Genomic DNA, 26,175 nt, shown 5'->3' with positions numbered 1-26,175 from the left:
GACGCACGTTCGGCGTGCTCAGGACAGCTTCGGATGTCGCGGGAACTCTTCGCGTTCCGGCAAGGAGTTGATCAGGTCCTGCACCGCCGTGCGCAGCCGCGCGGGGGTTCCGCTGCTGAGTGACGTCCACTTCACGCCGTCGTCGGACTTGCTGGCCGTCGCGATGAATCGCCCTGCGCGCGTGTTGAAGACGGCGATGTGGTTGTCGGCCATGTCTCTGGTGCCGTCGCCGTAGATCACGCCGACGATCTCGGCATACGAGTGAATCTCGACCAAAGCCGCCGCCAAGGTCTTCGCGTCGTGGGCAGGGTTTCCCACCTTCGTCAGCCGCTGCGCGGTAGCCGCGGCGTCACCGGTGTCGCCGAAGATCGTGGCCAACTCTTCGGTCGGGGCGTTCATGCCGTACAGCTCCAGCGGCTCGGCGTAGCCGAGTGCCGCGAGAATTGTGCCGGGCAGATCGATTCCCGCCTCGTCGATGACATAGGAGTCCTGTCCCCGAAGGGCGACGACCGGAAGGTCGACGCCCTTCGCCAGACAGAAGCGACTCACCCAACCGTCGACGATCAATCGCAGCGCGATGATCCAATGTGGCCGGTTCAGCGCGCGCAGCCGATTCTCCAGATCGCGATGCAACACATCGTCGATGAGAAGTTCCCGCTGGGCGAGGGACTCGGCGGCCGCGTCCATCGCCGCTCTGTGATCGGTCAGGTTGTCGTAACGTGCCCGGGCGTTCAAGACGACGGGGACTTCGATCTGCAGTTTCTCCACGAGAAACTGCATCTCGTCGAGCGACAGGACGACCGCCTCGAGCGTCGACGGGTCGCGGCCCGCACCGAGTACGGTCACCTAACCGTCCCGCTGAAGTCACCGCCGATGACTCCATCGGCGGTGAGACGGCCGTCGTTGAAGTGCTCGGTCGACCGCAGGTAATCCCGGCCGTTGTGCTCGGTCTCGTCGTCCTCGTCGCTGCGAGCCTGGTTACCGAGCAGCGGATTGCCACTGCCGTTGTTCGCCGGACGGACCGGTGCAGCCTCGACGGGCTTGACCGCGACAGTCTCCTGCACCGGGGCGGAGCCACCGATCGTGCCGCTGGAGCCCCAGCCTTCCGGAAGCTTGAGCGATCCGTTACTGATACCCGCCGACCCGAGGCCGGAGAACGACACCGCGCGAGTGGCGGCGCCGACGCCGGTGGCCGCCGCACCGGCTCCCATGGCCATCGGAGCCATACCGGAGAAGGTGGGCGCGGAGGTGGTGGTCGCCGCCGCGATCGCGCTGCCCGCCACATTCCCGACGGTGGATACACCGGTGGTGGCGATCGAGCCCACGGCCTGAGCGGCCTGGGTGGCAGCGCTCGCCACACCGGGGTTGCTCAAGAACGCCTGCGTGGCGGCCACGGCGGCCTGGATCGGATCGGCTGGGACCTCGGTGGTCGTATCCGCCGCCTGTTCGGGGCCGGCCGATCCGGCGCCCTTGGCGATCGGCGGCGGCAGCAGGAACTCGGCAGGCGTGGCGACCATGGCGCTGGTGGCCGCCTCGTAGGTCTCCATGACCAATGCCGCGCGGATGTCCATGGCGTTCCTGGCGACTTCCGCGACCTCGAACGCTCCGCTCAGTACGCCGGGCGGGTTCGCAGACGCGGCCAAGGCGGCGTTGACGGCCGCGATCTCGGGCGGGCTGGGCATCGCCAGCGAGGCGACGGTGTAGGCGGTGGCGTTAGCCGCGGCCTTCGCGCCCATCGCGGCCGCCTGCACGCCCTGCTGCTCGGACCAGCCGAGGAAGCCGGTGAGCTTGCTCAGCGCGGCGATACCGTTGATGCCCTGCATCCCGACGCCGAGTTCGGCCATCACCCTGGCGACGGTCGTCGTCGCGTCGATCCAGGCGGCGGTGAGCCCGCCCCAGGCGGTGGCCGCTGCCGAGATCGGAATCGCGTGCGCGCCCGCGTGAAGGGTGGCCGAATTGATCTCCGACGGGCGCGCCGCCCAGATCACCCCGGTGACTCCTGCAACCATGTTTGACTTCTCCCCTGCTAAGCGTTGCTGATGGGTCTGGAACTACACCTGGATGGCGCTGATGCCCGCGGCGCGGACCACGTCACCCGCTACGTGCTGCGCCAGCTGCATGCGCAGCGTCGCCGCGGCGTGGTGGCATTCCAGAATCGCCTGCGCGATCGCGCGGTCGTGCGACATCGCTCCCTGGTTGAAATGGCTTGCGCCGAGGAAGGAGACCTCCTCGGCGCCGGAGGGCAGCACGTGCGTCGCGGGCGCGGTGATCGCCGCGGCGGCGGCCAGACGTTCGGCGACGAGGTCGAGTTCGGCCGCGGCGGCGAGAATGGCTTCGGGTGCGATCAGTACATGTCCAACCATGACTCGACTCCTTCTAGTGGCTGTGGGGCGGAACCACGAGAATTCCCCCTTCGAGTGATAGGACGCGACAGCAACGCGATCGGTTCCATCGAATCCCCAACTTTTCGATCTCCGTGCCGATTACACACCCACCGCTCGGGGTGCGCAATACAGCTCGGTTCAGACTATCCCCATCCCAGCTGATGCAGGCGGTCTTCGTCAATGCCGAAATAGTGTGCGATCTCGTGGATCACGGTGACCGCCACCTCTTCCACCACTTCCGTCTCGTCGGCGCAGAGTTCGAGAATGGCCTCGCGATAGATGGTCACGGTATCGGGAAGCGCTCCACCGTAATGACTGTCGCGTTCGGTGAGCGCGATGCCGTGGTACAGGCCCAGCAGATGCGGATCCTCCGCATTGCGCGGCTCGATCAGCACGACCACATTGTCGATCGCGCGGGTCAGCTCGGGTGGAATGAGATCCAGTGCGTCCCCGACCAATTCCTCGAACCGGTCGTCGGACATCGATACAGGCATCGGCGCCGGGCTACCTCGGCTGGGGCTGCGGCGGCAGCGGCGCGGCGCCGGGCAGCGGTGCGGGCGTGGAACGCCCGCTGTTCGGCGGCGGCACCGGCGCCTGGCCGTTGATCAGGATGTCGCCCCTGGCCGAGCCGGTGATCGGCGCGAAACCTTCCCGATCGGCGCCCTTGCCGATCATGCAGTCCAGTTTGCGGCTGCCCGCCATCCAGCTGCGGGCATCGATGTAGTCGAAGAACAGCGTGAGCGTCTTGTTGCGGATGACGTCCGGCCCGCCCAGGTAGTCGGTCGAGGTGCGAGTGCACTCCTCCTCGACGAACTTGTCCTGATCCTCTTTCGCAGGCGGGCCGCCGGCGAAGTGCCCGGCGAGATCGACCGTGGAGACGATCTCGACGGCGTGCGGCTGCGTGCAGTCCACGGGATCGGTGGGCAGGTTCTGGTTGATGCCGAGGCACACGCCCGCCTCGTACACCCTGGACTGATCGTGCTCGGTGGCGCTGCCGACCGACGGCGGGGTGCCGACGCTGGCCGCGACCTGCAGGCCGCAGCGCAGGGTGCGGTCACCGTGCTGCCAGCCGTCCGGGCTCGGGTACATCAGTCCGACGATGAACTTGCCGCGCGGGTCGAAGCGGCCCGACATGTACTTCTGCACCGCGGGTACGCAGTGCTCTTCCTTCAGCTCGGTGAGCCGCAGCGAGTCGGGGAAGCGCGAGCCGGGGCCGAACTCCTTGCCCGGGTACCTGCTCATATCGATGTCGGCCGCGACCTCGAACATGTGCTTGCTCGAGCAGTTCACCTTGACCAGGTCGGAGCGGTCGGGCTTGGTCCAGCTCAGGCAGTCGCCCTTGGCGGCGGTGCCGAATTCCTTGTCCAGTACCGGCTGTGGCGGGGAGCCGGGATTGTGCACCTCCAGGTTCTTCCCGTTGTCGAAGCCGGTGATGGACAGCGTCACCAGGGCAGCGACCACGGCGCCGACGGCCACCGCGAGCAGACCCCAGCGCAACATGGGCGCCGACAGCTGCACATCGCGCAGATCGCTGTCGGCGAGAGCGGCCTTGGCCGAGTCGATCGAGCGGCGTACCGAGTCGGCACGCGAGGACGCGCCGCGCTTGGGCGCCCGCGGGGACCGGGACACAGGTTCGGAGGACATCGCGGTCCATCATGGCAGCGTCCGTGCCGTGGTGCCACGACCTGCCCCGATCGGCGCGGCACGAGTCACGGGCGTCAGCCGCGCAGAGCCGACAGGAAGACGCCGGGCAGCCGGGCGGGGTTGGCGTCGGCGTAGAACTCGGTGAGCCTGCGCCCGGTGGCCGCGGCGGTGGCGTTGTCGACGAACCACGGCGGCTTCGGGGAGAGGGAGAGTTCGCCGCCGAGCAACGAGCGCGGCGCGGGCCGGAACGGGCCGCGCACCACCGTGCGCTCGACGTCGTCGAGCAGCAGCGCGTTGTGCACCACGCCGATCCCGCTCTGCACGTCGTCGAGGGTGTGTCCGGGGAAGGCTCCCCAGGCGGCCCGCGGCGCGAGGAAGGCCAGCCCGGTCCAGGTGTTCACGGCGATCGCGCCGTAGCGCAGACGTTCGATCGCGCGGTCGAAGGCGACGCCGAGCCTCCGGATGGTCGTCGGATGGGCGATCACGTTCGCGCCGAGCGTCCCGGTGAGCTCGGCATTGGCGAAGTCGACCGCGCGTTGCAGGAACTCGCCGCCCGCGAAGGGCAACTCGACCACGCCGAGCACGGGGGAGAAGTACTCCGTGCGCAACAGCGGTGTGCCGGTGGGCGGCAATCCGTCGACCAGCACCCGTTGCCCGCCGAGACGCTCGGCCTCCGGGTACGAGGCCAGCGCGTCGGCGACACGCGCGTCGCTGCCCGGGTAGTAGGCCGTGCGCTGTGGCGCCCGCTCCATGGCCAGGCGCAGCTCGGCGAGGAACCGGTCCTTGCGGTCCCACTCGGCACCGATCACCACCGCCTGCGCGGCCACGCAGTTGTAGCCGCCGTTGTGCAGCCGCTGTGTCGCCACGTGCTCGGCCTGGTAGCGCAGATCGGCGTCGGACCAGTCGCCGGGCACCACGATGGTCGGCGAGACCCCGCCCAGCTCGCTGGTGATCGGCTTGTCCAGCAGTGGCCGGTTGTCCTTCTTCCGCTTCGCGCCCTCCGCGCCGGGGCCCCACACGATGGCGTCGTGGGTCTGCGCGCTGCCGGTCATGTGCACGTGTGCGACATCGGGATGACCGACCAGGTAGCCACCCTGCTGTGCGCCGCCGGTGAGAATTCGCAGCACACCGAGTTCCAGCAGCGGTTCGAAGACCATCTCGAACACCGTGAACAGCGGGTCGGTGATCGGGTTGAGCTTCAGGGCGACCACCCGGTTGTGCGCGTACAGCTCGTACAGCGCGTCCAGCGGCGGGATCGAGGTGATGTTGCCCGCGCCGAGCACGGCGCCGATTCCGCCGGTCGCGGTGGGATCCAGCTGACCGAGTCCGGCTCGCCTGCGCGCGGCGCCCGCGTCGACGCCGGGTCGCAGCCACACCTCCCCGTGAAAACCGTTGAGCAGCAGCCGGTCGTAGACCCCGAGCGGGAACACCGGCACCGCGACCCGTCCGCCCGGCGCCTCCCGCAGCGTGATGCCGGTCAGCGGGGTGCGCCCGGCCTCCAGCGCGGCGAGGGTCGCCGACAGCGCGGCCGTGGCTTGTAGCAGGGTGAGCGGGCCGGACATCCATTCCTCGCCGACCAGCGGGGAATCCGGGGCGAGGTCCTTGACGACACACGCGGCCCGCACCCAGTCCTCCGCGAAGCGGGCGGTCCGGGCGTGGATCTCGTCGAGCAGCTCGCGCCGGCGGCGCAGCGAGGTCGCGGCCCACGCTTTCTCGCCGGCGATGAGGTCGGCCAGCGCGTTGTCGATGGCTGTCTCGTCGAACGGAGTGCCCACAAGCCCACTATGCGCGTGATCTCGCGCGGATGTACCGCATCCTGGGATATCGGCGTGAAAGGTCGGCACTGCGACCACTAGGCTGGTGGCCCATGATCGACCTCCGATTCCTGCGGGACGACCCCGATGCGGTCCGCGCCTCGCAGCGCGCCCGCGGCGAAGATCCCGCTCTCGTCGACGCGCTGCTCGAGGCGGACGCGGCGCGGCGTGCCGCGGTGGCCACCGCGGACAATCTGCGCGCCGAGCACAAGGCGATGGGCAAGCTGATCGGCAAGGCGAGCAAGGAAGAGCGTTCCGCGCTGCTCGCGCAGGCGTCGGAGATGTCGATCAAGGTCAAGGAGGCCGAGGCCGCACAGCACGCCGCCGACGCGGATCTGGACGCCGCGCATCGCGCGATCTCCAACGTGGTGCAGCAGGGCGCGCCCGCGGGCGGCGAGGACGATTACGTCGTGCTGCGAACCATCGGCACGCCCCCCGAATTCGACTTCGAGCCGAAGGACCACCTGGAACTCGGCGAGTCGCTCGGCCTGATCGACATGGAGCGCGGCGCGAAGGTCTCCGGCGCCCGGTTCTACTTCCTGACCGGCTACGGCGCGCTGCTGCAGCTCGGACTGCTGCAACTGGCCGCGCAGCAGGCCGTGGCCAACGGCTTCACCATGATGATTCCGCCGGTGCTGGTGCGCCCGGAGGTCATGGCGGGCACGGGATTCCTCGGGCAGCATTCGGCGGAGGTCTACCACCTCGCCGACGACGACCTCTACCTGGTCGGCACCTCGGAGGTGCCGCTGGCGGGCTACCACTCGGACGAGATCCTCGACCTGAGCGGTGGGCCCAAGCGGTATGCGGGCTGGTCGTCGTGTTTCCGCCGGGAGGCGGGCAGCTACGGCAAGGACACCCGCGGCATCATCCGGGTGCACCAGTTCGACAAGGTGGAGATGTTCGTCTTCACCACGCCCGATCAGGCCGACGCCGAACACCAGCGCCTGCTCGCCTGGGAACAGGAGATGCTCGCGGCGATCGAGGTGCCCTACCGGGTGATCGATGTCGCGGCCGGCGATCTCGGCAGCTCCGCGGCGCGCAAGTTCGACTGTGAGGCGTGGGTGCCCACGCAGCAGACCTACCGCGAGCTCACCTCGACGTCCAACTGCACCACCTACCAGGCACGCAGGCTCTCGGTGCGCTATCGCGACGAGAACGGCAAGCCGCAGATCGCCGCTACCTTGAACGGCACCCTCGCGACCACCCGCTGGATCGTGGCTCTCCTGGAGAATCATCAGCAAGCCGACGGGTCGGTCCGGGTACCGTCCGCCCTGGTCCCGTTCGTCGGGACCGAGGTGCTCCGACCGGTGAACTGACGACGCGCGAATGACGTACAGGTGAATAGCTACTGGTTCGCCATGCCGGATTCCCGGGATGTGGCAACCGGCGGGATTCCTTGTGGATAGGCTGTTCCTCGTGCGAGGAATCGGGTCTCGCGGCGATACCCGAACCCGGGTGCGGGCCGCGTCTGCGCTGGCGACGGCAATGGTCATGGCTCGGACCACCGGGGCGTTCTACGTCATGGGCGGGGTGCTCGGTCTGTTGATCACCGCCATCGCCCCTGGTGAGGAGGGTAGTCGGCCGCTGGTCGGCGGGGCAGCAGCGGTAGCGCTGGTGCTCGGTCTCACGCTGCTCGCGTGGGGGCCGCGGCTGCCGCATTCGATCCACCACGTGTACGTCGCGATCGCGACGGTGCTGGTGACGATCGCGGTGCACTCCTTCCCGAACACGGTGGGCGCGATCAGCCTCGCGGCGTTCTACGTATTCATCGCCTGCGACGCCGCCTTGTTCTTCGCCTGGTCGCAGGCCGCCGCCCATATCGCGTTCGCGTTGGCGCTGTGCCTGTGGGTGCTGCCCGCGCGGCCGGTGAGTCCCGGGCTGCCCTGGTGGTCGGGCCTGATCCCGGCCGGTGTGACCTTCGGCGTCGGTGTCGTGGTCGGGATCCTGACCAGGATGGCGTCCGAGGCCGACATCGACGTGCTCACCGGCCTGCTCAACCGGCGCGGCTTCGACCGGGCGCTGAACACCGCGATCCAGCAGGCCACCAGGTCCGGGCACGGGCTCGCACTGGTGCTGGTCGACCTGGATCGCTTCCAGAAGATCAACGATCATCTCGGCCACCGCGCCGGTGACGCCGTCCTGCAGCGGGTGGCCGACACCTGGTCGAAGCTGCTGACCCCCGACCAGCGCCTGGCGCGCTACGGCGGTGACGCGTTCGCCTTGCTGCTGCCGAACACCACCGAGCAGGCCGCGATCCTGCTCACCGAACAGCTGCGGGCGGCGGTGACCACCGGCTGTTCGGCCGGTGTGACCTCTTGGCAGCCGGGCGAATCCGGTTCGCTGCTGGTCAGCCGCGCCGACGTCGGCCTGTACCGGGCCAAGCAGGCCGGGCGCAACCGGACGGTGCTGGAGTCCTCCCGGCAGTTGCCGCTGGCGGTGGAGTTGCGCGAGGCGATCGACCAGGGCGCTCTCGACGTGCACTACCAGCCGATCGTCAGCTTGACCGAAGGCGGCGGCAAGGCGGTCGGCGTGGAGGCACTGCTGCGCTGGTCGTCCAGCGCGCAGCCGGACGTCACCACCGAGGGCCTGATCCGCGTCGCCGAGGAGTACGACCTCATCTCCGACCTGGACGAACTGGTGCTGCGCCGGGCCTGCGCGGACGCCGCGCGGTTGCAGGAAACCTTCGCCCAGCTGGATCTCACGCTGAACGTGAACGTCAGCGGGCTGGAGCTGGCCGAGACCGGTTACGCCGACCGGGTGGCGGGCATCCTCGCCGCCACGGGATGGCACGCCGATCAGCTGGTGCTCGAGGTGACCGAGAGTGAGCTGGCCGCCGAATCGCAGACCGCGATCGAGAACCTGCACCTGCTGCGCGACCGGGGCGTGCGCATCGCCATCGACGACTTCGGTACCGGTTACTCCTCGCTCAGCAGGCTGGCCACCCTGCCCAGCGACATCCTCAAAGTCGATCAGTCCTTCGTCGCCGCGATCCGCTCCGATTCGCCCGCCCCGCCTTTGCTCGGTGTGATCGCCGCCCTGTCCAATGCGCTGGACCTACAGGTCATCGCCGAGGGCGTGGAGACCGAATACCAAGCCGCCGTACTCACCGAACTGGGCTTCGCGCTCGCGCAGGGCTATCACTACAGCGATTCGCACCCGGTATCGGAGTTGATCAGCGACCTCAACGAGAACAAAGGCCGGATCGGTCCCGGCGTCACCGACCGGGAACTGGGCGATGGGGACTCGGTGCCGGCCAACGGCTGGGTGCCGCTGCCGTAAATCGCTTGACCGTACGGGCCGACCTCGAGCATGCTGGTCGACATGCGATTGCTCGTCTACGCCTATTGATTCGCCGAATCGCTGCGCCCGCCGCGGGCGGGTAGCGCACATACCTTCGGCCTGCGCTCGCTGACGGTTCGGGCGGTGCTCTTCAAGAGCATCGGTGAACTGATTCCGCTGTACGCGCTGTACGCCCTGCTGTTCGCCGACCACGGCATGAGCACGGGGCAGATCTCCTTGCTGTTCGCCATCTGGTCGGCGACTTCGTTCCTGCTCGAGGTGCCCTCCGGTGCGTGGGCCGATACGGTCTCCCGGCGCGGACTGCTCGTGCTCAGCGGTGCGTTACTGACGGCGGGCTTCGCGCTGTGGACGGCGGCGCCCTCCTTCGCGGGTTTCGCCGCCGGATTCGTGCTGTGGGGAACCTCAGGGGCGCTGGCTTCCGGCACCTTCGAGGCGCTGCTGTACGACGATCTGGCCGCCCGGGGTGAGTCGTCGGCTTACCCGCGTCTCCTCGGCTACACCCGCGCGGGCGCGGAAGCGGCCGTCGTCATCGCTATCGTCGCCGCGACACCCCTGTATCTCTACGGCGGCTACGCCCTGGTCGGCTGGTCCAGTGTCGCCGTGGCGGCCGTGCACACGCTGATCGCGCTGTCGCTGCCCACCGCGCCGAAGGCGGTGTCGGCGGCGGACATCGACGACCTGGAAGAGGAAGAGCCGACGTCCGCGGCGCGCGACGCCTCGCCGGCCGGAGACCCGGCAGTCGGGAACGTCGCGTCCCTCCCCGGCTTCGCGGGCGACGCCGCCCAACTCGGTCGCGTGCCCGGCGTGGATGGACGTGGTCGCGTCTCGGTGTCCGGCGGTCGAGAACCTGCGCCTGCCGCAACAGAGGGTTTTCCGGCCACGCTCGAGCAGACCGGGCAGAAAGACGATGCGGCGCAGTCCCGCCCGTTCCCGCGATACCTCACCATGCTGAAGGCCGGTGTGGGCGAGGCGGTCCGCGTTCGGGTGGTGCGCTACGGGGTGCTGCTGGAAGCGCTGCTGTTCGGGATCACGGCGTTCGACGAGTATTTCGCCCTGCTGGCGGAGGAATCGGGCGTCTCGACCGCCGTGGTGCCATTGCTGGTCGGTCTCACCGTGCTCGGTTCGCTGACCGGTTCCGTGCTGGCCGGGCGCACCGAGGGAATGTCGGGTCGCACGATGTCGATCGCGGTGGGCGTCGCGGGCGTGCTCTTCCTCGGCGGCGCGCTGATCGCCGGTCTCGCGACCGGTCGTCCGAACGCGATCTACCTGTTGACGGGCCTCGGTTTCGCTTCGATCGGCGTCTCCTACGGCATCGTCTACAACGCGGGCATCGTCGCGGGCGCCCGCCTCCAGGACGCCATCGAGGGTCCGGCCCGGGCGACGGTCACCTCCGTCTCCGGCCTCCTGGGCGAGGTGATCGCCCTGGCGGTCTTCGGCTTCGCCGCCCTGATCACCCTCTGGTCCTCGATGGCCACTCTCCTAGCCCTCCTCGGAGCCTCCATCCTCGCCCTCTCCACCCTCGCCCCCCGCTGGCTCCCGCCCCGCGCCAACTGACGAGCGGCGCACCACCGAGAGCTTCTCGGGAAACGCCGCGATCATGTGCCACTCGCGGTTGGGTAGCGTGCGGAAGGTGAGTGCGGAGGCGAGGGTGGGGCTGGTTTTCGGGTTCGGGATCGGTGCGGGGGTGGCGGTGCAGGCGAGGATCAATGGGGCGTTGGGGGCGCGGCTGGAGGACGGGGTCGCCGCGGCGGTGATCAGTTTCGGGGCGGGATTCGCGATGCTCGTGGTGGCTTTCGCGTTCAGTGGGCGGTTGCGGGAGGGTGGGCGGCGGGTGCGGCGGGCTTTGGCGGAAGGCGCGCTGCGGCCTTGGCAACTGCTCGGCGGTCTGTGCGGTGCGTTCTTCGTCGCGTGCCAGGGGCTGACCGTCGCGGCGATCGGCGTCACCGCGTTCACCGTCGCGGCCGTCGCGGGCCAGTTGCTCAGCAGTCTGGTGGTCGACCGGCTCGGGCTCGGTCCGAGCGGACGCACGCCGGTCACCACGGTGCGTCTGGTGGGGGCGGCGATCGGCGTGGTCGCGGTGCTCGTCGCCGGATTCGGGCACACTCGCGTCACCGGCGGGCTCTCGATGCCCGACGCGCTGCGTGGCACGCCGACCGCATTGCTGATCGTGCTACCCGCGCTGGCGGGCATCGGGCTGGCCTGGCAGCAGGCGGTGAACGGCAAGGTGGGCGCCGTCGGCGGGTCGTTCTCGGCGGCCATGGTGAACTTCTGCGCCGGTCTGGCCGCGCTGCTCGTGATCGAGGGTGTGGTCGTCGCGTCCTCCGGCGGCCCGGCCGCATTCCCGACCGAGCCTTGGCTGTATCTGGGCGGTTTCATCGGCGTCGCCTTCATCGCCCTCGCCGCGCTGACCGTTCGCTGGATCGGCGTCCTCCTGCTCGGGCTCACCTCCGTCGCCGGCCAGTTGCTGGTCTCGGTGATCCTCGATGTGCTCACCCCGACCAGCGCGGGCCTGTCCGCCACCGCGATCGTCGGTTGTGCGCTGACTCTGGTCGCGGTCGCCGTCGCCACTCGGTCGCAGTCCTGAGGACACTCGCCGCGCATTCATGCTCGAAGCGCATCAGTGTGGGATGGTGCGCTCATGCTGATCGAATACGGGGTGTGGGTTTCGCGGCTCGGGCTGTGTGTCGTGTTCGGGTTGTCGGCGTGGGGCAAGCTGGCGGATCGGGGCGCGACGCGGCAGGCGGTGGGGGATTTCGGGGTGCCGCTGCGCTGGGTGCCCGCAGTGGCCTGGGCGCTGTCGATCGCCGAGGCCATCATCGCGGTGGGTGTGCTGCTTCCGTGGGTTTCCGGCGTGGCGGCGCTGGCGACGCTGCTGTTGCTCGCCGTGTTCACGGCGGTGATCGTGCGCTTGCTGCGGCGTGGCGAGCATCCGTCCTGTTCCTGCTTCGGCGCTGCGAGCGCCGCGCCGATCGGGCCGAAGATTCTGGTGCGCAATGGTCTTTTCGCCGTGCTCGCCGTGCTGGTTGGTATCGGCGCGCTCGCACGTCCGCGCCTGCCGATGGGTCTGCCCGCCGACAACGCGATCGGTTGCGCTGTGGCCGCCGCGGTGGTAGCGGTGCTGGTGTGGTTGGCGGGCCAAGTGCGTGTCCTGCGTCGCCGGGTGGACGAGCAGGCACTGTCCACCCTGGGCGCGGAGGGCTTACCGGTCGGCGCGGTGGCGCCGGAGTTCGAACTGTTCGGCCCTCAGGGAAGGAAGACCACGCTCGAGGATCTGCTGACGGGGGCGAGGTCGGTACTGCTGGTCTTCGTGCACCCGGGCTGCGAGCTGTGCGCGGCGCTGGCCCGCGAGTTGCCCCGCTGGCGCGCACGGACAGCTGACACTCTGGCCATCGTGGCGGTCGGCAACGGAGACGCCGCCGAGCAAGCCGCTTGGGGCCTCGAGCACGGGTTGGGTGACATTCCCTCGCTCGTGCAGCAGGGCAACGAGGCCGCCTTGCGTTACCGGGTGCGCGGTACCCCGTCCGCGGTGCTGATCGACGCCGAGGGGCGTGTCGCCGCGCCGGTGGCCAGAGGGGGGATCGCCATTCGCGAGTTGATCACCACGGTGCGGAAACAGCCGCGCCAGCCCGCGCGCGACAGGGTGCCGGCCGGGGCCGCGCGTTAGTTACCTCCTTTTCGCCCTCGAGACCGACCCTCGTCCGACTCCTCGCTAGATAGCTAATTCTCAGCAAATTGCTCGGCGCGCCGATAGGATCGAGTCGCACCGGTGCGGAATTCGCCATCCATCGACCACAGGACCCATCGACAAGAGGGGAAAGACATGGCGCTCTTCGCATTCACCGACTACTCCGGCAAAGAGTTCGTCATCCAGCTGACCAACGAACAGCGGATCGCTGAGGCCCGCCGCATCCTGTCGGGTGACGAGCAGATGTCTGTGCACGTCATGGGACGGATCCGGAAGATTCCCGCACCCTACAACCCGGGCTGGGACTTCCACCTGGACCCCGACACCATCACCTTCTTCACCATGGCGATCGAGGTCTGCGACGCCAGCATCATGTACGTCAACGACCACCTGGACGAGGCTTGCGGCGCCTTCCTGCCCGGCTGTATGTGGTGCCCGTGGTCGTCGAAGCTGACCCGTGAGGTCGCCGACCGATAGCAATCGGCTGGCAACTGCTTCCGGCCGACGTGGACGCGTCGGCCGGAAGTCAGGGTCAATCCAGCTTGCGCGAGCGCAGTTCGTGTCCCTTGGACGTCTTGCACCGTCCCGACTCCAGGTCCCACTGCCAGCCGTGCAAGTTGCAGGTGAGCGTGTTGCCTTCCACCACACCGAACTTCGACAGGTCCGCCTTCAGGTGCGGGCAGCGGCGCTGCACCTCCCACCCGCTGAGCTCGGTGGAGGCGGAATCGTCGTGCGCCTCGGCGAACCAGCCGTCGGCGTAGGCGATCCGCTCGTCGGTGAGGCATTTGAAGAACGTGTAGAGGAACTCGTTGTACCCGCCGATTCGCCAGGCATGGAAGCGGGTGGACAGGAAGATGGTGTTCACCCAGTCGGGCTCCCGGTCGCGCAGCACCGTGCGCACCAGTTCCGGCGCGATGCGGAAGCCGTAGCGGTAGCGGCCCTCGCCTTCGATCGGCTCGCGCACCGTGCGCTTGGGGAAGTCCAGCACGATGGTTTCCTCGCCGATCACCAGGCCGACCGGGTAGCCGATGCCGTCGCAGATCACGTCGCTCTGCGCCATGATCGGCTCGAACAGCTTGCGCAGCGGTTCCAGCAGGGAGCCGTCGCCGCGTTCCCAGGTCGCCTTCTCGGCCTCCAGCACCGGCGCCAGGCGCTGGGCCATCCGCTCGATGTACTCGGCCTTGTTGTCGTAGATCTCGGCGGGGTCGCTGGGATGGGTCAACGTCAGCTCGGCGCCGCGCACGTCGGCGACCGAACCGGGGATCATCAGGATGCCGCCGGCGTTGCCGTGGATCTCCATCTGCTCCAGGAACACCTTCTGGTCGGGGAAGATGTTGCCCTCGTCACCGCGATCGTCGTTGAGGTAGCGCAACTCGTCGTCGAGGAACACCGGCGGACCCGCCGACGGCACCACCCAGGTCGCGCCGACCTGCTCGATGTAGCTGCGCGCGCGGTCCATGCCGCGCTGACGCTTCTGTTTGCCGAAGTTCGACTTGGTGCGGGCCGGGATGTCGTAGACCATCGGGTACCAGATCGCGCCCGAGTACTGCAGCAGGTGGATGTCGACGTGGCCGAACGCGTCGTGCAGCACGTCCATGTCGACCGGCCGGGCATCGTTCATGTTGAAGCAGGTGGTCTCGCCGTCGGAGACGACCAGCCCGGAGTCGCCGATCGGGCCGTCGGCGGGCGCGCGCAGCGCGATGATCATGATCTCCAGTTCGCCGCCGGGCCCGGTCACCGTGTGCTTGACCGAGTCCTCGGTCTCGAAGAACTTGTGGAAGCCCAGTTGTTCCAGCTCGCGCCGCAGGTCCGGTACGGGATAGTCCGGCAGTAGGACGGTGGCGTCCTTGTTGACGTGCTCGGTCAGCGTCCGAGCGTCGAAGTGGTCGCGGTGCAGGTGCGAGACGTACAGGAAGTCGCACGCGCCCAGCTCGTCCCAGTTCAGCGCGGTGTTGTCGGGGAACGGGAACCAGGAACCGAAGTACGCGGGGTTCACCCAGGGATCGCAAAGGATCGACCCGGCCGCGGTGCGGATGTGGAATCCGGCGTGTCCGACGCTGGTGATCTGCACTAGCTGCTCCTCCTGCTGTTTACCAGCCAACCAGGGTAGTAGTTACGGCGAGATGTCGCCGATGCAGTAGCCGTCCGGCCCGGAGCGCAAGGTGAAGGTGCGGGTCTGCGTCACACCGGAGGAGTTGGTCACCGGCACTAGCACCGCGATGTAGTCGGTGTTCACCTGCTCCGACCGGATCTGCTGGTCGGCGAACTCGGTGGCCCCGGTGAGCGCGCCCTGGTTGTTCGCCAGCGGCGCAGGGCTCGGACGCCCGGTGCCTTTGGGGTCCCAGGTCGCCGGGGACGCCTTACAGATCAGAGGGTAGTCGCCCTCCATGTCGGCGGGGTCGAGCGGTGTACCGACGAACCGGGACAGGTACCGCCGCACGGTGTGGCGGGCGTCGGCGTCGTTGTAGGCGACCTCCGTGCCGTCGGTGGCGACGCGTGGGCAGGCGTAGCCGCTGTCGAGTTCGGCGCGTGGCACGGCGACCGTGGTGGCCGAGCTCTTCCAGACGACGGCGTCCTCGGTCGTCGTGCCCGGCTGAGCCAAGGCGGTGAAGACGGCCTGCTGGTCGGCGTACATGTCGGCCACGTTCTTCGGCGCGATGGTCCAGCACTTGTCCTGCATCTCGGCGATGGTGTGCGAGCGCAGGTCGGCGGCCCAGCGCTGCATCGCGGTCGCGGCGGCGGGCAGCCCGGCGACCGCGCCGACCGGCGGAGCGTCGGCGGGAACCGGAGGCAGTGCGGAGGTGCTGGGCGGTGGCGTGGTCGGAACGGCGGCCGGTGGCGTTGTGCGCACCGCCGCCTGCGGCGGACTCTCCTCCGGAATCCCGACGACCGAGTCGCAACCGGACAACGCGATCGCTGCGATCAGAGCCGAGCCGCCGACCAGCGCGGCGCGGGTCACTCGCCCAACCGAGGCCCGATTCCGCTCGCGTGCTGCACTGCGGTCGTCCTCGCGCGGTGCCGATCGGGCGCGTTCCACTTCGGCGATCCTCTTCTCTCAGGCGTGTGGTCGGGGCTGCTCGTGTGTCCTCGCTCCGGCGCGGCGCGTGATGGCGCGCACTGCCGGTGGGGACGAGCAGCGACTACGCTAGCGGACTTGTGGAACCCGTCTACCGGACGATCATCGGGCTGGCCCGTACCGTCTTCTTCGTCGAAGGTCTGAAGTTCACCGTCAAGGGCGCTGAACACATCCCCGCCCGCGGTGGCGCCGTGCTGGCGGTGAACCACACCGGCTACATGGACTTCACCTACGCGGGCCTGCCGGTGCGCACCCCGAAGCGCTACATCCGGTTCATGGCCAAGAAGGAGGTCTTCGACAACAAGATCTCCGGCCCGATCATGCGCGCGCTCAAGCACATCCCGGTGGACCGCTCGGCAGGCGCGGACTCTTACAAGGCCGCCGTGGAATATCTGCGCCGGGGTGAACTGGTCGGCGTGTACCCAGAGGCGACGATCAGCCGCAGTTTCGAGATCAAGGAATTCAAGTCCGGCGCGGCGCGCATGGCCGTCGAGGCGGAGGTGCCGATCATCCCGATCGTCATCTGGGGCGCACAGCGGGTCTGGACGAAGGGTTTCCCGAAGCGGCTCGGCCGCACCAACACCCCCATCTCGATCGCCGTGGGCGAACCGATACAGCCGTTCGAGCCCGTCGCCGAACTTACCGCCGAGCTGCGCTCGACCATGCAGGATATGCTGCTGGACCTGCAAAAGGACTACGTGCACGAGCCCGGCGCGTACTGGGTTCCCGCGCGGCTGGGCGGCAGCGCTCCTACCCTGGAAGAGGCGGACGCGATGGATGCTGCCGAAGCCGAGGCCAAGGCCGCGCGCAAGGACGCGGCAGGGTAACGGGAGCTGTGATGGCGCGGGAACCGGTTTACGACATTCTCACCGGCTTGGTCCGCGCCATCTTCCTCGCGCAGGGTCTGTGCATCGATATAGAAGGGCAAGAGCACTTTCCGCGTTCCGGAGGCGCGGTGCTCGCCGTAAACCACACGGCCTACCTCGATTTCATGGAGGTCGGGTTTGCCGGGCGGAAGTCGGGGCGCAACGTCCGGTACATGATGAAGGCCGAGCTCGAGCACGGCATCGTCGGCTTCCTCATGAAGCATTGCAAGGCGATCGGCGTCGACCGCACGGCCGGGGCCGAGTCGTATGCCCGCGCGGTGACGGCGCTGCGCCAGGGCGAGGTGGTGGTGGTCTATCCGGAGGCGACGATCAGCCGCAGCTTCGAACTGAAGGAATTCAAATCCGGCGCGGCGCGGATGGCTGTGGAAGCCGATGTCCCGATCGTCCCCATGATCATCTGGGGCGCGCACCGGATTTGGACCAAGGACATCCCGAAACAGCTCGGCCGCCATCGTTTCCCGGTCAACATCCGTATCGGCGCGCCGATCCCACCCGACGAACCGGTCGAGAAACTCACCGCCACCCTGCGCACTCGGATGAGCGAATTGCTGGAACGCGCTCAACGCGACTATCCGATGGTGGAAGGCGCCCGCTGGGTGCCCGCCCGGCTCGGCGGGACCGCCCCGACCCTCGCGCAGGCGGCTGTGCTGGAACGCGAGGAGATGGAGAGGCGTCGGCGCGCGAAGGCGCGGTGATTCCGCTTCGCGGGCGATGGTCGGCACTTCGCAACCACCGCCCCGCGGCGTCATCAGTACGCTCCGCCGCCTCGCGCCACGACACCGACCGTGCGCGCGATCAGCCGCAGGTCCATCCGCATGGACACGTTCTCCACGTAGGACAGGTCGAGTCGCACCGCGTCCTCGAGCGGAAGGTCCGACCTGCCACTGACCTGCCACAAGCCGGTCAGCCCCGGCTTCACGAGCAGGCGTCGGCCCATCATGTGGTCGTAGGTGTCGACTTCCCGCCGCACCTGCGGTCGCGGCCCGACAACGCTCATATCGCCACGCAGCACGTTGAGGAACTGCGGCAGTTCGTCGAGACTGTACTTGCGCAGGAACCGCCCGACCGGCGTGACCCGGGGGTCGACCTTCATCTTGAAGAAGACCGGATTTCCGCCCTGCTGTGCGATCAACGCTTCGGCATACCGGTCGGCATCGTCGTACATACTGCGAAACTTGATCATGCGGAAGGGCAGGCCGTATCGGCCGATGCGTTCCGACAGGTAGAAGACCGGGCCGCGGCTGGTGGCCTTCACCGCGATCGCGATCGCCAGGAACACCGGCAGGAGCAGCAGCAGGCACACTGTCGCGAAGCCGATGTCGAAGGCCGTTTTGCTGACCGACCGAGCCCGCTCGTACTGCGGTTCGGCGATGTGCATCATCGGCATCCCCGCGACCTGCCGATTGGTGAGCCGGGATATGGCGATGTCGATCGCCCCTGGCGCCAGCATGAACTCGACGCCCAGCGCGTCCAGTTCCCAAGCGAGCCTGCGGAGTTCGGCCGGGCCGAGATGCCGGGAGGGACCGATGGCGACGGTGTCGGCGTGGGTGTGCAGGGCCGCCCGCAGCACAGCGTTGTCGTCACCGACTACGGCGACCGTACCGCCGGCGAAGGCCAGCGGCGCATCGCCCGATTGGCCACCCGGCACGCAGGCGCCCACAACGTCGTAACCGGCGCCCGGGTCTGCGGCGAACGCCGCGGTCATCGCCGCGGCCGCATCGGCAGTGCCGACCACGAGTACGGCCGAACGATGGCGTCCCCGGCGGCGTTCCCTGGCAAGCTGATGACGCCACCACAGTCGTCCACCGACCACCGCGAGGACGCCGGCCGGAAAGGCGATCGCGAGATAGCCTCGGGCGAACTTGATTTCGAGTGCCAGTGACATGAGTGCCAGTACGCCGAACAGGTGCATGGTCGCCGACATCAGCCGCCGGAATTCCTCGACACCGCTGCCGACCAGTTGCGGCGCGCGGCTACCCGCGCTTCCGAGGATCGCGAACCAGCTCATGGCGAGCACGCCCGAGACCACTGTGTAACCGACCCGGTACGGCTGATCCCAAGCCAGCGGCGGAGCGCCGCCCCCGTTGAAACGGATCAGCTGCGCACTCCCCACGGCAATGGAAACGGCGGCGAAATCGGTGATGGCGAGACGGCGTACGTACTCCGATCGCCAGGCCTTACGGCTCGAATTGTTCACCGGCCCAGCCGCAAAGGATCGTGGGGGTTCGGCGGTCCCATTCCATCCCGGGACAGCCTTTGATTTCATCAAGAGAACACCCCTCCTGGGGCAAGGTGGAATTGCTACCCGATCCGGAGATCGTCTTTCCCGGCAGCGTCCCGACCGCCTCTACCGAACGCTTCATCGGCACTTGATCGGCAAGTGTCACAACATTTCTCGCCGGTCAGGAGGTATGCGCAATGCAGCGTGATCGGGATGTTAACTGCTCCGGATCAACCCGGCGACCCATCTCGATGCACATCTGGAATAACACCATGAAGGTGAATATGGAATGTGCTCTATATCACAGTTTGTAACGCGGATGTGGAATCCGGCCGATATTGCCGTCGGTACGCTGACGGTCGCAACAGTGCGGCCCGTACGACGAATGACGTTCTCGTCACGCGCATCTCGTGATACGCCTGGCAGCTGATGCTTCCGTGCGCCGCGACAGGCGTTCCGACGGGCCGGGACGTTTCGAGCAAAGGATCGGATCTGTGCGCTGTCGACTCTGTGACTCCGGCAGACTGTCCAGCATTCTGGATCTCGGCGCCACGCCGCCGTGCGAATCGTTCCTCACCGCCGACCAGCTCGACCTGCCCGAGCCGACCTACCCCTTGCATCTGCGGGTGTGCGCCGACTGCCTGCTGCTGCAGATTCCGGCACTGATCACATCGGAGGACACCTTCACCGAATACGCCTACTTCTCCTCCTACTCCGACAGCTGGGTCCGCCACGCGGGCGAGTTCGTCGACACCGCGGCGGCCCGGCTGGGGCTGGGGCTGGGCAGGGACTCCTTCGTGGTCGAGGTCGCCAGCAACGACGGCTACCTGCTCCGCCACATCGTCGACCGCGACATCCGATGCCTGGGCATCGAGCCCTCGGTCAACGTCGGCGCGGCGGCTCGCGAGTCGGGCGTACCTACCGAAACCACCTTCCTCGACGAGCATTCCGCACGTCGGATCCGTGCCGAACACGGTCCCGCGGATCTCGTGATCGCCAACAACGTCTACGCCCATATCCCGGATCTGCGCGGATTCACCCGTGCGCTACGCATCCTGCTGGCGGACGACGGCATGCTGACCATCGAGGTGCACCATGCGCTGAATTTGGTCGGGCTCGGCCAGTTCGACACCATCTACCACGAACATTTCCAGTACTACACCGTGCTGTCGGCGCAACGTGCGCTCGCTGTAGCTGGATTGACCGTGGTCGATGTCGATCGGCTGCCGACGCACGGCGGATCGATCCGGCTGTGGGTGCGCCCCGATGCCGCCGTGACGGCGGTGAGCGACCGGGTGCGGGAAGTGCTCGACCTCGAGCGGTCCGCGGGACTGCACTCGGCGGACGGCTACGCATCGCTGCGGCGGCGTGCCGAGTCCGTGCGGCATGAGCTGCTGAGCTTCCTGCTCGACTGCCGACGCCAGCGCAAACGCGTCGTCGGATACGGTGCGCCGGGCAAGGGCAACACACTGCTCAACTATTGCGGGATCCGGCCTGATCTACTCGAGTACACCGTCGACCGCAACCCCTACAAGCACGGCAGATTCACGCCCGGAACGCGAATCCCGATCCACCCGCCGGCTCGGCTCGACGCCGATCGTCCGGACGTGGTCGTGGTGCTGCCCTGGAATCTCGAGCACGAAATCACCGCGCAGCTGCGGCATGTCGCCGAGTGGGGCGGTCAGCTCGCCTATCCCTTGCCCAAGCTGCACCTGGTCGACCCGGCGTCGCCGTCCCCGGCCGGAGCCGAGTCGACAGGAAACCGGCGCTGATGAAAGTCGTTCTGTTCTGCGGTGGCTACGGCATGCGCATGCGCGGCGGCACCGATGACATGGTGCCCAAGCCGATGCAACTCGTCGGCCCCCGCCCCTTGCTCTGGCACGTGATGCGGTACTACGCGCACTACGGTCACACCGAATTCATCCTGTGTCTCGGATACGGCGCCGAGCACATCAAGAATTTCTTCCTCAGCTACCGGGAGTCGGCGTCCAACGACTTCGTGATCCGCAACGGCCAGGTCGAATTGCTCGGCAGCGATATCGACGACTGGACGATCACTTTCGTCGATACCGGAGTGGAGTCGGCCATCGGAGAGCGATTGCGCCGGGTTCGCGAGCACCTCGGCGACGACCAGCACTTCCTGGCCAACTACGCCGACGTCCTCACCGACGCTCCCCTGGACGAGATGATCATCCAGTTCCGCGCTTCGGGGGCCGCGGCATCTCTCCTGGTGGTGCCACCGCAATCGTCGTTCCACTGCGTGGATCTCAGTCCTACCGGCGAGGTCAAGGATATCGTTCCCGTGGCGCGTATGCCCCTGTGGGAGAACGGCGGCTACTTCGTGCTCGACCGAGAGATCTTCGACCTGCTGCCACCCGGTGGCGATCTGGTGGAGGACGCCTGTGGGACGCTCGCGGGCCAGGGCCGGTTGTTCGGCTACCGCCACGACGGATTCTGGAAGCCGGCAGATACTTTCAAGGAGCGCGCCGAACTCGATGCGGCCTACAGCAGCGGACACCGGCCATGGATGGTGTGGGAGCAGTGATCGCGCTGCTTTCCCCGCGGCCTGCCGAGATCGCCCTGCTCGGCGCGCATTGCGATGACATCCCGATCGGCATGGGAGCCACACTGCTGTCGCTGACCCGCACCCATCCGGATATGCGGGTGCGTGCGCTGGTCCTTTCCGGTGCCGGTACGCAGCGCGAACAGGAGGAGCGGGCGGCGCTCACCGCCTTTTGCTCGGGACGGACACCGGAATTGACGGTGCTCGACGTCCCGGACGGACGCGCACCGGCGCACTGGGACCGGATCAAGACGGCCGTAGCAGAGTTTCGCCGGGCGGGTGAACCGGACCTGGTGTTCGCCCCGCAACCGGGCGACGCGCACCAGGATCACCGCACGCTCGCGGAGCTGGTGCCGACCGAGTTCCGCGACCACCTGATCCTCGGCTACGAGATTCTCAAGGCGGAGGTCGACACGCCGGCGCCGACCGTATTCCACCCGGTCGACGCGGATCTGGTCCAGCGGAAATCGCAATTGCTGCACCGGTATTACCCGTCGCAGACCGGTCGCGACTGGTTCGACGAAACCGCGTTCCTGGCGTCCGCGCGGGTCCGCGGCGTGCAGTGCCGCACCGAGTACGCCGAAGCCTTCGTGGTGGGCAAGGCCGTCATCGCATGGAAAAAGGAGTGACAACGATGCGAGTCCTGGTCACCGGGCATCAGGGATACCTGGGCACCGTCATGGTCCCGATACTGCGAGCCGCCGGGCACGAAGTCGTCGGGCTCGACACCGGCTGGTTCGCCGACTGCCTGCTCGGTGAGTTCTCCGGCGACCCGGTGGGCTTGTGCCTCGACCTGCGATCGGTGGAGATCGATGCCCTTCGCGGCATCGATGCGGTCGTCCATCTCGCCGCGCTGTCCAACGATCCCCTGGGCGCGCTCGCGCCGGAAGTCACCCACGAGATCAACCATCGCGCCTCGGTGCGTCTGGCTCGGCTCGCGAAAGAAGCCGGTGTGTCCCGGTTCCTGTACGCCTCCACCTGCTCGGTGTATGGCGCCGCCGGAGACGAGCTGGTGACCGAGTCGGCGCCGCTGCGGCCGATCACCCCGTACGCCGAGTCGAAGGTGCGGGTCGAAGACGATGTCGCGGAGCTGGCCGACGACGACTTCGTTCCCGTCTTCCTGCGCAATGCCACCGCATTCGGATTCTCGCCTCGTCCTCGCGCTGACATCGTGCTCAACAACCTCGTCGGACACGCCGTCCTCACCGGTGCGGTCAAGGTGCTCTCCGACGGCACGCCCTGGCGGCCGCTGGTCCACGCCCGCGACATCGCGGCCGCGTTCGAACGCTGCCTCACCGCACCGGCGACGGCCGTCGCCGGCCGGGCCTTCAACATCGGCACGGAGCGAAACAACCTCACCGTGGCCGAGATCGCCGAGGCGGTGGTGGCCACCGTGCCGGGTTCGCGACTGCTGATCACCGGGGAGACCGGGGCCGACCCCCGCTCCTACCGGGTCGACTTCTCCGCCGCCCGCGCGGTGCTCGGCTTCGAGGCACAGTGGTCGGTGTCCGACGGCGCCGCCGAGCTCTGCCGCGAATACACCGAGCGTGGCCTCACCCAAGAGGACTTCTTCCAGCGATTCACCCGGCTCGCGCGGCTGCAGCGGCTGCGAGCGTCCGGCGCACTGGACCCGCGACTGCGTGCGGTCACCGCGCCGGTGACAGGGTAGCCCGCAGATGGCTCCATCGTCCGGCGTTCGCGTCGCGATCCGACACCGCCGTCACCGGCAGCGGCCAGGCGATCCCCAAGTCCGGATCGTCGAAGGCGACGCTGAGATCCTCGGCGGGATCGTGCGGCCGATCGATGCGGTAGCACACATCGGCGGTGTCGGTGAGTGCTTGGAATCCGTGCAGAAAGCCCGGTGGTACGTACAGGTGCCGGAACTCCTCGTCATCGAGCCGGAACGCCTGCGTCCGGCCGAACGTCGGCGACGACGGCCGGATGTCGACCAGCACGTCATACACCGCGCCGTGTGCGCAGCGGACCAGTTTGGCCTCCCCACGCCCGGACCGGCCGTGCATGCCGCGCACCACCCCACGGCGCGACCGGGATTGCGAGTCCTGCACGAAACTGGCGGAGATCCCCGGAATCCCCAGAAGGGAGTCGAATTCGGCGGCATCGAAGGTCCGAGTGAACAGGCCACGGTCGTCCCGAACCGGCGCTGGGACCAGCGCCACCACGCCGACCAGGCCGGTCTGCTCGATACGCACACCGACATCGTGCCATGACCGGCCGCTGCCGCGCCTGCTCCGGCGCCGGTCTGCACACCGTCCTCGATCTCGGGACGGTGCCCGCAGCCGATGATTTCCCGCCCGCGGCCCGGCCGGTGACACCGGCGGAGACCGCGCATCCGCTGCGGATGGTGCGGTGCCCGCACTGCGAGCTGGCGCAGCTCGCCGAAGACGACACCGTGGCCGCCGAGCCCCGCGGCGTGGAGCCGCGGGCCCTCCGCGATCAAGCAGCCGATGCGATTGCCCGGGTCGACGCGGCCGGCCTGCTGCGCGGCCGCACGGTCATCGAGTTCGGCAGTCCGCACGGTGGTTCCTGGCTGCCGTTGCTGGCCCAGCGGGGCTGCACCGAAGCGGACGCGGCGCAGGCGGACCTGGTCATGGACTGCTTCGGCATCATGCACGAACCCGACCAGCGGGCCGCGTTCGCCGCACGCGCCGCGGCCACCGCGCCGGACGGTCTGCTCCTGCTGCAGTTCCACTCGCTGGCCGCCATCGTGGCACAACGGCAGTGGAACGCGTTGCGGCACGGGCATTTCGCGTACTACTCCCTGCATGCGCTGAGCCTGGCGCTCACCGCCGCAGGCATGGGCGTGACCACCGCGTGGGAGTTCGACCTCTACGGCGGGACGGTGCTGGTAGCGGCTCGGCGCGGCCCTACCGAGCCCGACCACACCGTGCGCGAGATGCTGGCCCGCGAACGCGAACTCATCACCCCGGAATCGCTGCATCGGCTCCAGCGATTCGTGGACGATCACGTGCGCGCGCTGCGGAACTGGCTGATCGATGCGGCCGCGGCACAGCAGCGCGTCTACGCCTACGGCGCCGCGTCCCGGGCGGTTGCCCTGCTGTCGCTGGCCGGTGCGCACCAGGGACTTGTCGCCGGAGTCGCCGACGCCGCGCCCGCCAAACGGGGACGCAGGATGCCCGGCACCGACATCCCGATCATCAGCCCGCAGGATCTGATCGCGGCAGCACCCGACCGAGTGCTGCTGACGCTGCCCGACCTACTGGATGAAGTGTCGACCGGACTGCCAGAACTCGACGGTCGCTGGTTCGTCGACGATCCCCGCGGACCGAGAGAAGGGAGTATGGATGACCGGCCCCCGACCCTGTGACTCCATCCCGGCAGCCACAATCCCCGGGCCGCACCCGGCCAGCAGATCCCGAGCGAGGACAGCCGTACCGATGAACACCACCCCTCGGATGCGCCGACTTCAGCCGCATTCGCCGGCCCACTCGGTCGCACCGGCCACAGCCTCGACGGTGTGATCGGCGGTGGCCACTTCCCGACAGCAGCGACCGCGGTCTTGTTCAGCGGCCGACCGCGGCCCGCGCGCGCACCCGCAGCCGCGTCCCCAACGCGCGGACCAGGCGCAGGTCACCGGCCAGCACGTCGGACGGACCGACGAGCTCCGGGTGATCCGCGCCCAGCCGATGGTGGAATCGCAGCTGCTCGGTGAGCTTGCTGCGGGTCGATGTGCGACTGCACAGGTTGAACGTGGAGTTCCGCCAGGCGGCCACGATGTCGCCGAGCCCGACGAAACCGCCGCGGCTGCCGACGCGGGCGAACAGGTCCACATCCATCGGAAATACGAGGTCGCCGCGCAGTCCGCCGACGGCGTCGTAGTCGGTACGCCGGAACATGGCGGCCGCGGTGGGGCCGAATTCGGCCGCCCCGCGACGCACGATCACCCGGGCCAGATGGCGGCTGCCGTGCCGGCCGATCAGCTGCGGCAGCCCCAGCCCGGTCTCGAGGATGTCGCCGGACTCGTCGATCACGTCGAACTTGCCGGCGCACAACGCGACCGCGTTGTCGTCGAACACCGCCGACTGCGCGGCGAGGGCGCCGGAACGCAGAATGTCGTCGGCACAGACCACCTTCACGAGGTCCCCGGTGGATTCCCGGATCGCCCGGTCCCAATTCGCGCCGATCGGCAGTACGCGATCATTGCGCAGGACACGCACCCGCGGATCGCACCGCGCCCGCGCGATGTCACCGGTGCGGTCGGTGCTCGCGTTATCGAGGACCACGACCTCGAAATCGAGATCTTGGGCCAGTACGGAATCCAGGGTCGCGGACAGCGTTCGTTCCGCATTGTAGGCCGGCACGCACACCGACAGTTTCCGCATCGCCAGCCGCCCCTTTGTCAGAATCGCAATCGGACATTGCCTCGTAATTGCCCAGACTATGCCATATTTCGCTCCGAGCCGGCATCCGGACTCGTAATGTCCGGTGCCGAATATCGGATACCGCGCATCTGCGTGAGAAGGCCGAATCCGGTGGTCGACCCGATACTGCCCGGCCGCGAACGAGTTCGGCAGACGACTCAACGGTGCCGCATGCGGGATGCGGGGATCGGGTCATGAACA

At 68.2% G+C, this 26,175-nt stretch carries 24 protein-coding genes; 13 read left to right on the top strand and 11 right to left on the bottom strand.

Annotation, left to right across the window (positions count from 1 at the left end):
* Positions 1–18 precede the first annotated feature (18 nt).
* The 6 genes from NA8_RS00965 to NA8_RS00940 form a co-directional block, all read right to left on the bottom strand.
* Positions 19–846 (bottom strand): ESX secretion-associated protein EspG, encoded by an 828-nt coding sequence (locus tag NA8_RS00965; protein WP_063048415.1) that lies wholly within the window; start codon positions 844–846, stop codon positions 19–21.
* Positions 843–2,009, bottom strand: a complete 1,167-nt coding sequence (locus tag NA8_RS00960; protein WP_063048414.1) for a PPE domain-containing protein — start codon at positions 2,007–2,009, stop codon at positions 843–845. Before NA8_RS00960 ends, NA8_RS00965 begins: the two co-directional genes overlap by 4 nt.
* A 42-nt stretch (positions 2,010–2,051) precedes the next feature.
* Positions 2,052–2,363, bottom strand: coding sequence for a PE domain-containing protein (locus tag NA8_RS00955; RefSeq protein ID WP_040864191.1), 312 nt, complete (start codon positions 2,361–2,363; stop codon positions 2,052–2,054).
* Positions 2,364–2,527: 164 nt separating this feature from the next.
* Positions 2,528–2,878: a metallopeptidase family protein gene (locus NA8_RS00950; RefSeq protein ID WP_063048413.1), complete on the bottom strand. Its 351-nt coding sequence runs from the start codon at positions 2,876–2,878 to the stop codon at positions 2,528–2,530.
* 10 nt (positions 2,879–2,888) lie between these two features.
* On the bottom strand, positions 2,889–4,028 hold the full coding sequence (locus NA8_RS00945) for a septum formation family protein (protein WP_084466414.1): 1,140 nt from the start codon (positions 4,026–4,028) through the stop codon (positions 2,889–2,891).
* Between the two features lie 74 nt (positions 4,029–4,102).
* A complete protein-coding gene (locus tag NA8_RS00940; RefSeq protein ID WP_063048412.1) occupies positions 4,103–5,803 on the bottom strand; it encodes an aldehyde dehydrogenase family protein in 1,701 nt (566 codons plus the stop codon).
* A gap of 92 nt (positions 5,804–5,895) precedes the next feature.
* Between NA8_RS00940 and serS the strand changes: the two genes are divergently transcribed.
* The 6 genes from serS (at position 5,896) to NA8_RS00910 (ending at position 13,304) form a co-directional block, all read left to right on the top strand.
* The gene (gene serS / locus NA8_RS00935) at positions 5,896–7,158 is read left to right on the top strand and encodes a serine--tRNA ligase (RefSeq protein ID WP_063048411.1); all 1,263 of its coding nucleotides are present in this window, start codon (positions 5,896–5,898) and stop codon (positions 7,156–7,158) included.
* A gap of 175 nt (positions 7,159–7,333) precedes the next feature.
* A complete protein-coding gene (locus NA8_RS00930; protein ID WP_245663616.1) occupies positions 7,334–9,121 on the top strand; it encodes a putative bifunctional diguanylate cyclase/phosphodiesterase in 1,788 nt (595 codons plus the stop codon).
* Positions 9,122–9,265: 144 nt separating this feature from the next.
* Positions 9,266–10,696, top strand: a complete 1,431-nt coding sequence (locus NA8_RS00925; RefSeq protein ID WP_245663615.1) for an MFS transporter — start codon at positions 9,266–9,268, stop codon at positions 10,694–10,696.
* A gap of 76 nt (positions 10,697–10,772) precedes the next feature.
* The gene (locus NA8_RS00920) at positions 10,773–11,726 is read left to right on the top strand and encodes a DMT family transporter (RefSeq protein WP_245663614.1); all 954 of its coding nucleotides are present in this window, start codon (positions 10,773–10,775) and stop codon (positions 11,724–11,726) included.
* A gap of 54 nt (positions 11,727–11,780) precedes the next feature.
* Positions 11,781–12,806: a TlpA family protein disulfide reductase gene (locus NA8_RS00915; RefSeq protein ID WP_063048407.1), complete on the top strand. Its 1,026-nt coding sequence runs from the start codon at positions 11,781–11,783 to the stop codon at positions 12,804–12,806.
* 156 nt (positions 12,807–12,962) lie between these two features.
* Positions 12,963–13,304, top strand: a complete 342-nt coding sequence (locus NA8_RS00910; RefSeq protein ID WP_063048406.1) for a BP74-related protein — start codon at positions 12,963–12,965, stop codon at positions 13,302–13,304.
* Positions 13,305–13,359: 55 nt separating this feature from the next.
* Here the strand turns inward: NA8_RS00910 and NA8_RS00905 are convergent, their stop codons facing one another.
* Positions 13,360–14,898 (bottom strand): Rieske 2Fe-2S domain-containing protein, encoded by a 1,539-nt coding sequence (locus tag NA8_RS00905; protein ID WP_063048405.1) that lies wholly within the window; start codon positions 14,896–14,898, stop codon positions 13,360–13,362.
* 42 nt (positions 14,899–14,940) lie between these two features.
* Entirely contained in the window at positions 14,941–15,786 is an 846-nt protein-coding gene (locus tag NA8_RS00900) for a hypothetical protein (RefSeq protein WP_245663613.1), read from the bottom strand.
* 197 nt (positions 15,787–15,983) lie between these two features.
* Between NA8_RS00900 and NA8_RS00895 the strand changes: the two genes are divergently transcribed.
* On the top strand, positions 15,984–16,730 hold the full coding sequence (locus NA8_RS00895) for a lysophospholipid acyltransferase family protein (RefSeq protein ID WP_063048403.1): 747 nt from the start codon (positions 15,984–15,986) through the stop codon (positions 16,728–16,730).
* Positions 16,731–16,741: 11 nt separating this feature from the next.
* Entirely contained in the window at positions 16,742–17,485 is a 744-nt protein-coding gene (locus tag NA8_RS00890) for a lysophospholipid acyltransferase family protein (RefSeq protein ID WP_063048402.1), read from the top strand.
* A gap of 53 nt (positions 17,486–17,538) precedes the next feature.
* Here NA8_RS00890 and NA8_RS00885 read toward each other — a convergent pair whose 3' ends face one another.
* Positions 17,539–18,987: a sugar transferase gene (locus NA8_RS00885; protein ID WP_245663612.1), complete on the bottom strand. Its 1,449-nt coding sequence runs from the start codon at positions 18,985–18,987 to the stop codon at positions 17,539–17,541.
* A gap of 518 nt (positions 18,988–19,505) precedes the next feature.
* Here NA8_RS00885 and NA8_RS00880 point away from each other — a divergent pair.
* The 4 genes from NA8_RS00880 to NA8_RS00865 are packed head-to-tail and all read left to right on the top strand — an operon-like array spanning position 19,506 to position 23,243.
* Positions 19,506–20,783, top strand: coding sequence for a class I SAM-dependent methyltransferase (locus NA8_RS00880; RefSeq protein ID WP_063048400.1), 1,278 nt, complete (start codon positions 19,506–19,508; stop codon positions 20,781–20,783).
* Complete coding sequence (locus NA8_RS00875) at positions 20,783–21,556, top strand: sugar phosphate nucleotidyltransferase (protein WP_063048399.1); 774 nt, start codon at positions 20,783–20,785, stop codon at positions 21,554–21,556. Before NA8_RS00880 ends, NA8_RS00875 begins: the two co-directional genes overlap by 1 nt.
* A complete protein-coding gene (locus NA8_RS00870; RefSeq protein ID WP_063048398.1) occupies positions 21,553–22,203 on the top strand; it encodes a PIG-L deacetylase family protein in 651 nt (216 codons plus the stop codon). Before NA8_RS00875 ends, NA8_RS00870 begins: the two co-directional genes overlap by 4 nt.
* A 5-nt stretch (positions 22,204–22,208) precedes the next feature.
* Entirely contained in the window at positions 22,209–23,243 is a 1,035-nt protein-coding gene (locus tag NA8_RS00865; protein ID WP_063048397.1) for an NAD-dependent epimerase/dehydratase family protein, read from the top strand.
* Here NA8_RS00865 and NA8_RS00860 read toward each other — a convergent pair.
* Complete coding sequence (locus NA8_RS00860; RefSeq protein WP_063048396.1) at positions 23,221–23,784, bottom strand: dTDP-4-dehydrorhamnose 3,5-epimerase family protein; 564 nt, start codon at positions 23,782–23,784, stop codon at positions 23,221–23,223. The genes NA8_RS00865 and NA8_RS00860 overlap by 23 nt on opposite strands.
* Before the next feature lie 14 nt (positions 23,785–23,798).
* Here NA8_RS00860 and NA8_RS00855 point away from each other — a divergent pair, with 14 nt between their 5' ends.
* A complete protein-coding gene (locus NA8_RS00855) occupies positions 23,799–24,920 on the top strand; it encodes a class I SAM-dependent methyltransferase (protein WP_063048395.1) in 1,122 nt (373 codons plus the stop codon).
* A gap of 196 nt (positions 24,921–25,116) precedes the next feature.
* On the opposite strand, the gene NA8_RS00850 is transcribed toward NA8_RS00855, so the two are convergent.
* A complete protein-coding gene (locus NA8_RS00850; protein WP_063048394.1) occupies positions 25,117–25,935 on the bottom strand; it encodes a glycosyltransferase family 2 protein in 819 nt (272 codons plus the stop codon).
* Between the last annotated feature and the right edge of the window lie 240 nt (positions 25,936–26,175).

The organism is Nocardia arthritidis NBRC 100137, assembly GCF_001612765.1.
Classification (GTDB): Bacteria; Actinomycetota; Actinomycetes; order Mycobacteriales; family Mycobacteriaceae; genus Nocardia; species Nocardia arthritidis.
The sequence above is the reverse complement of the archived record's forward strand: the minus strand, read 5'-3'. Positions and strand labels throughout refer to the sequence as shown.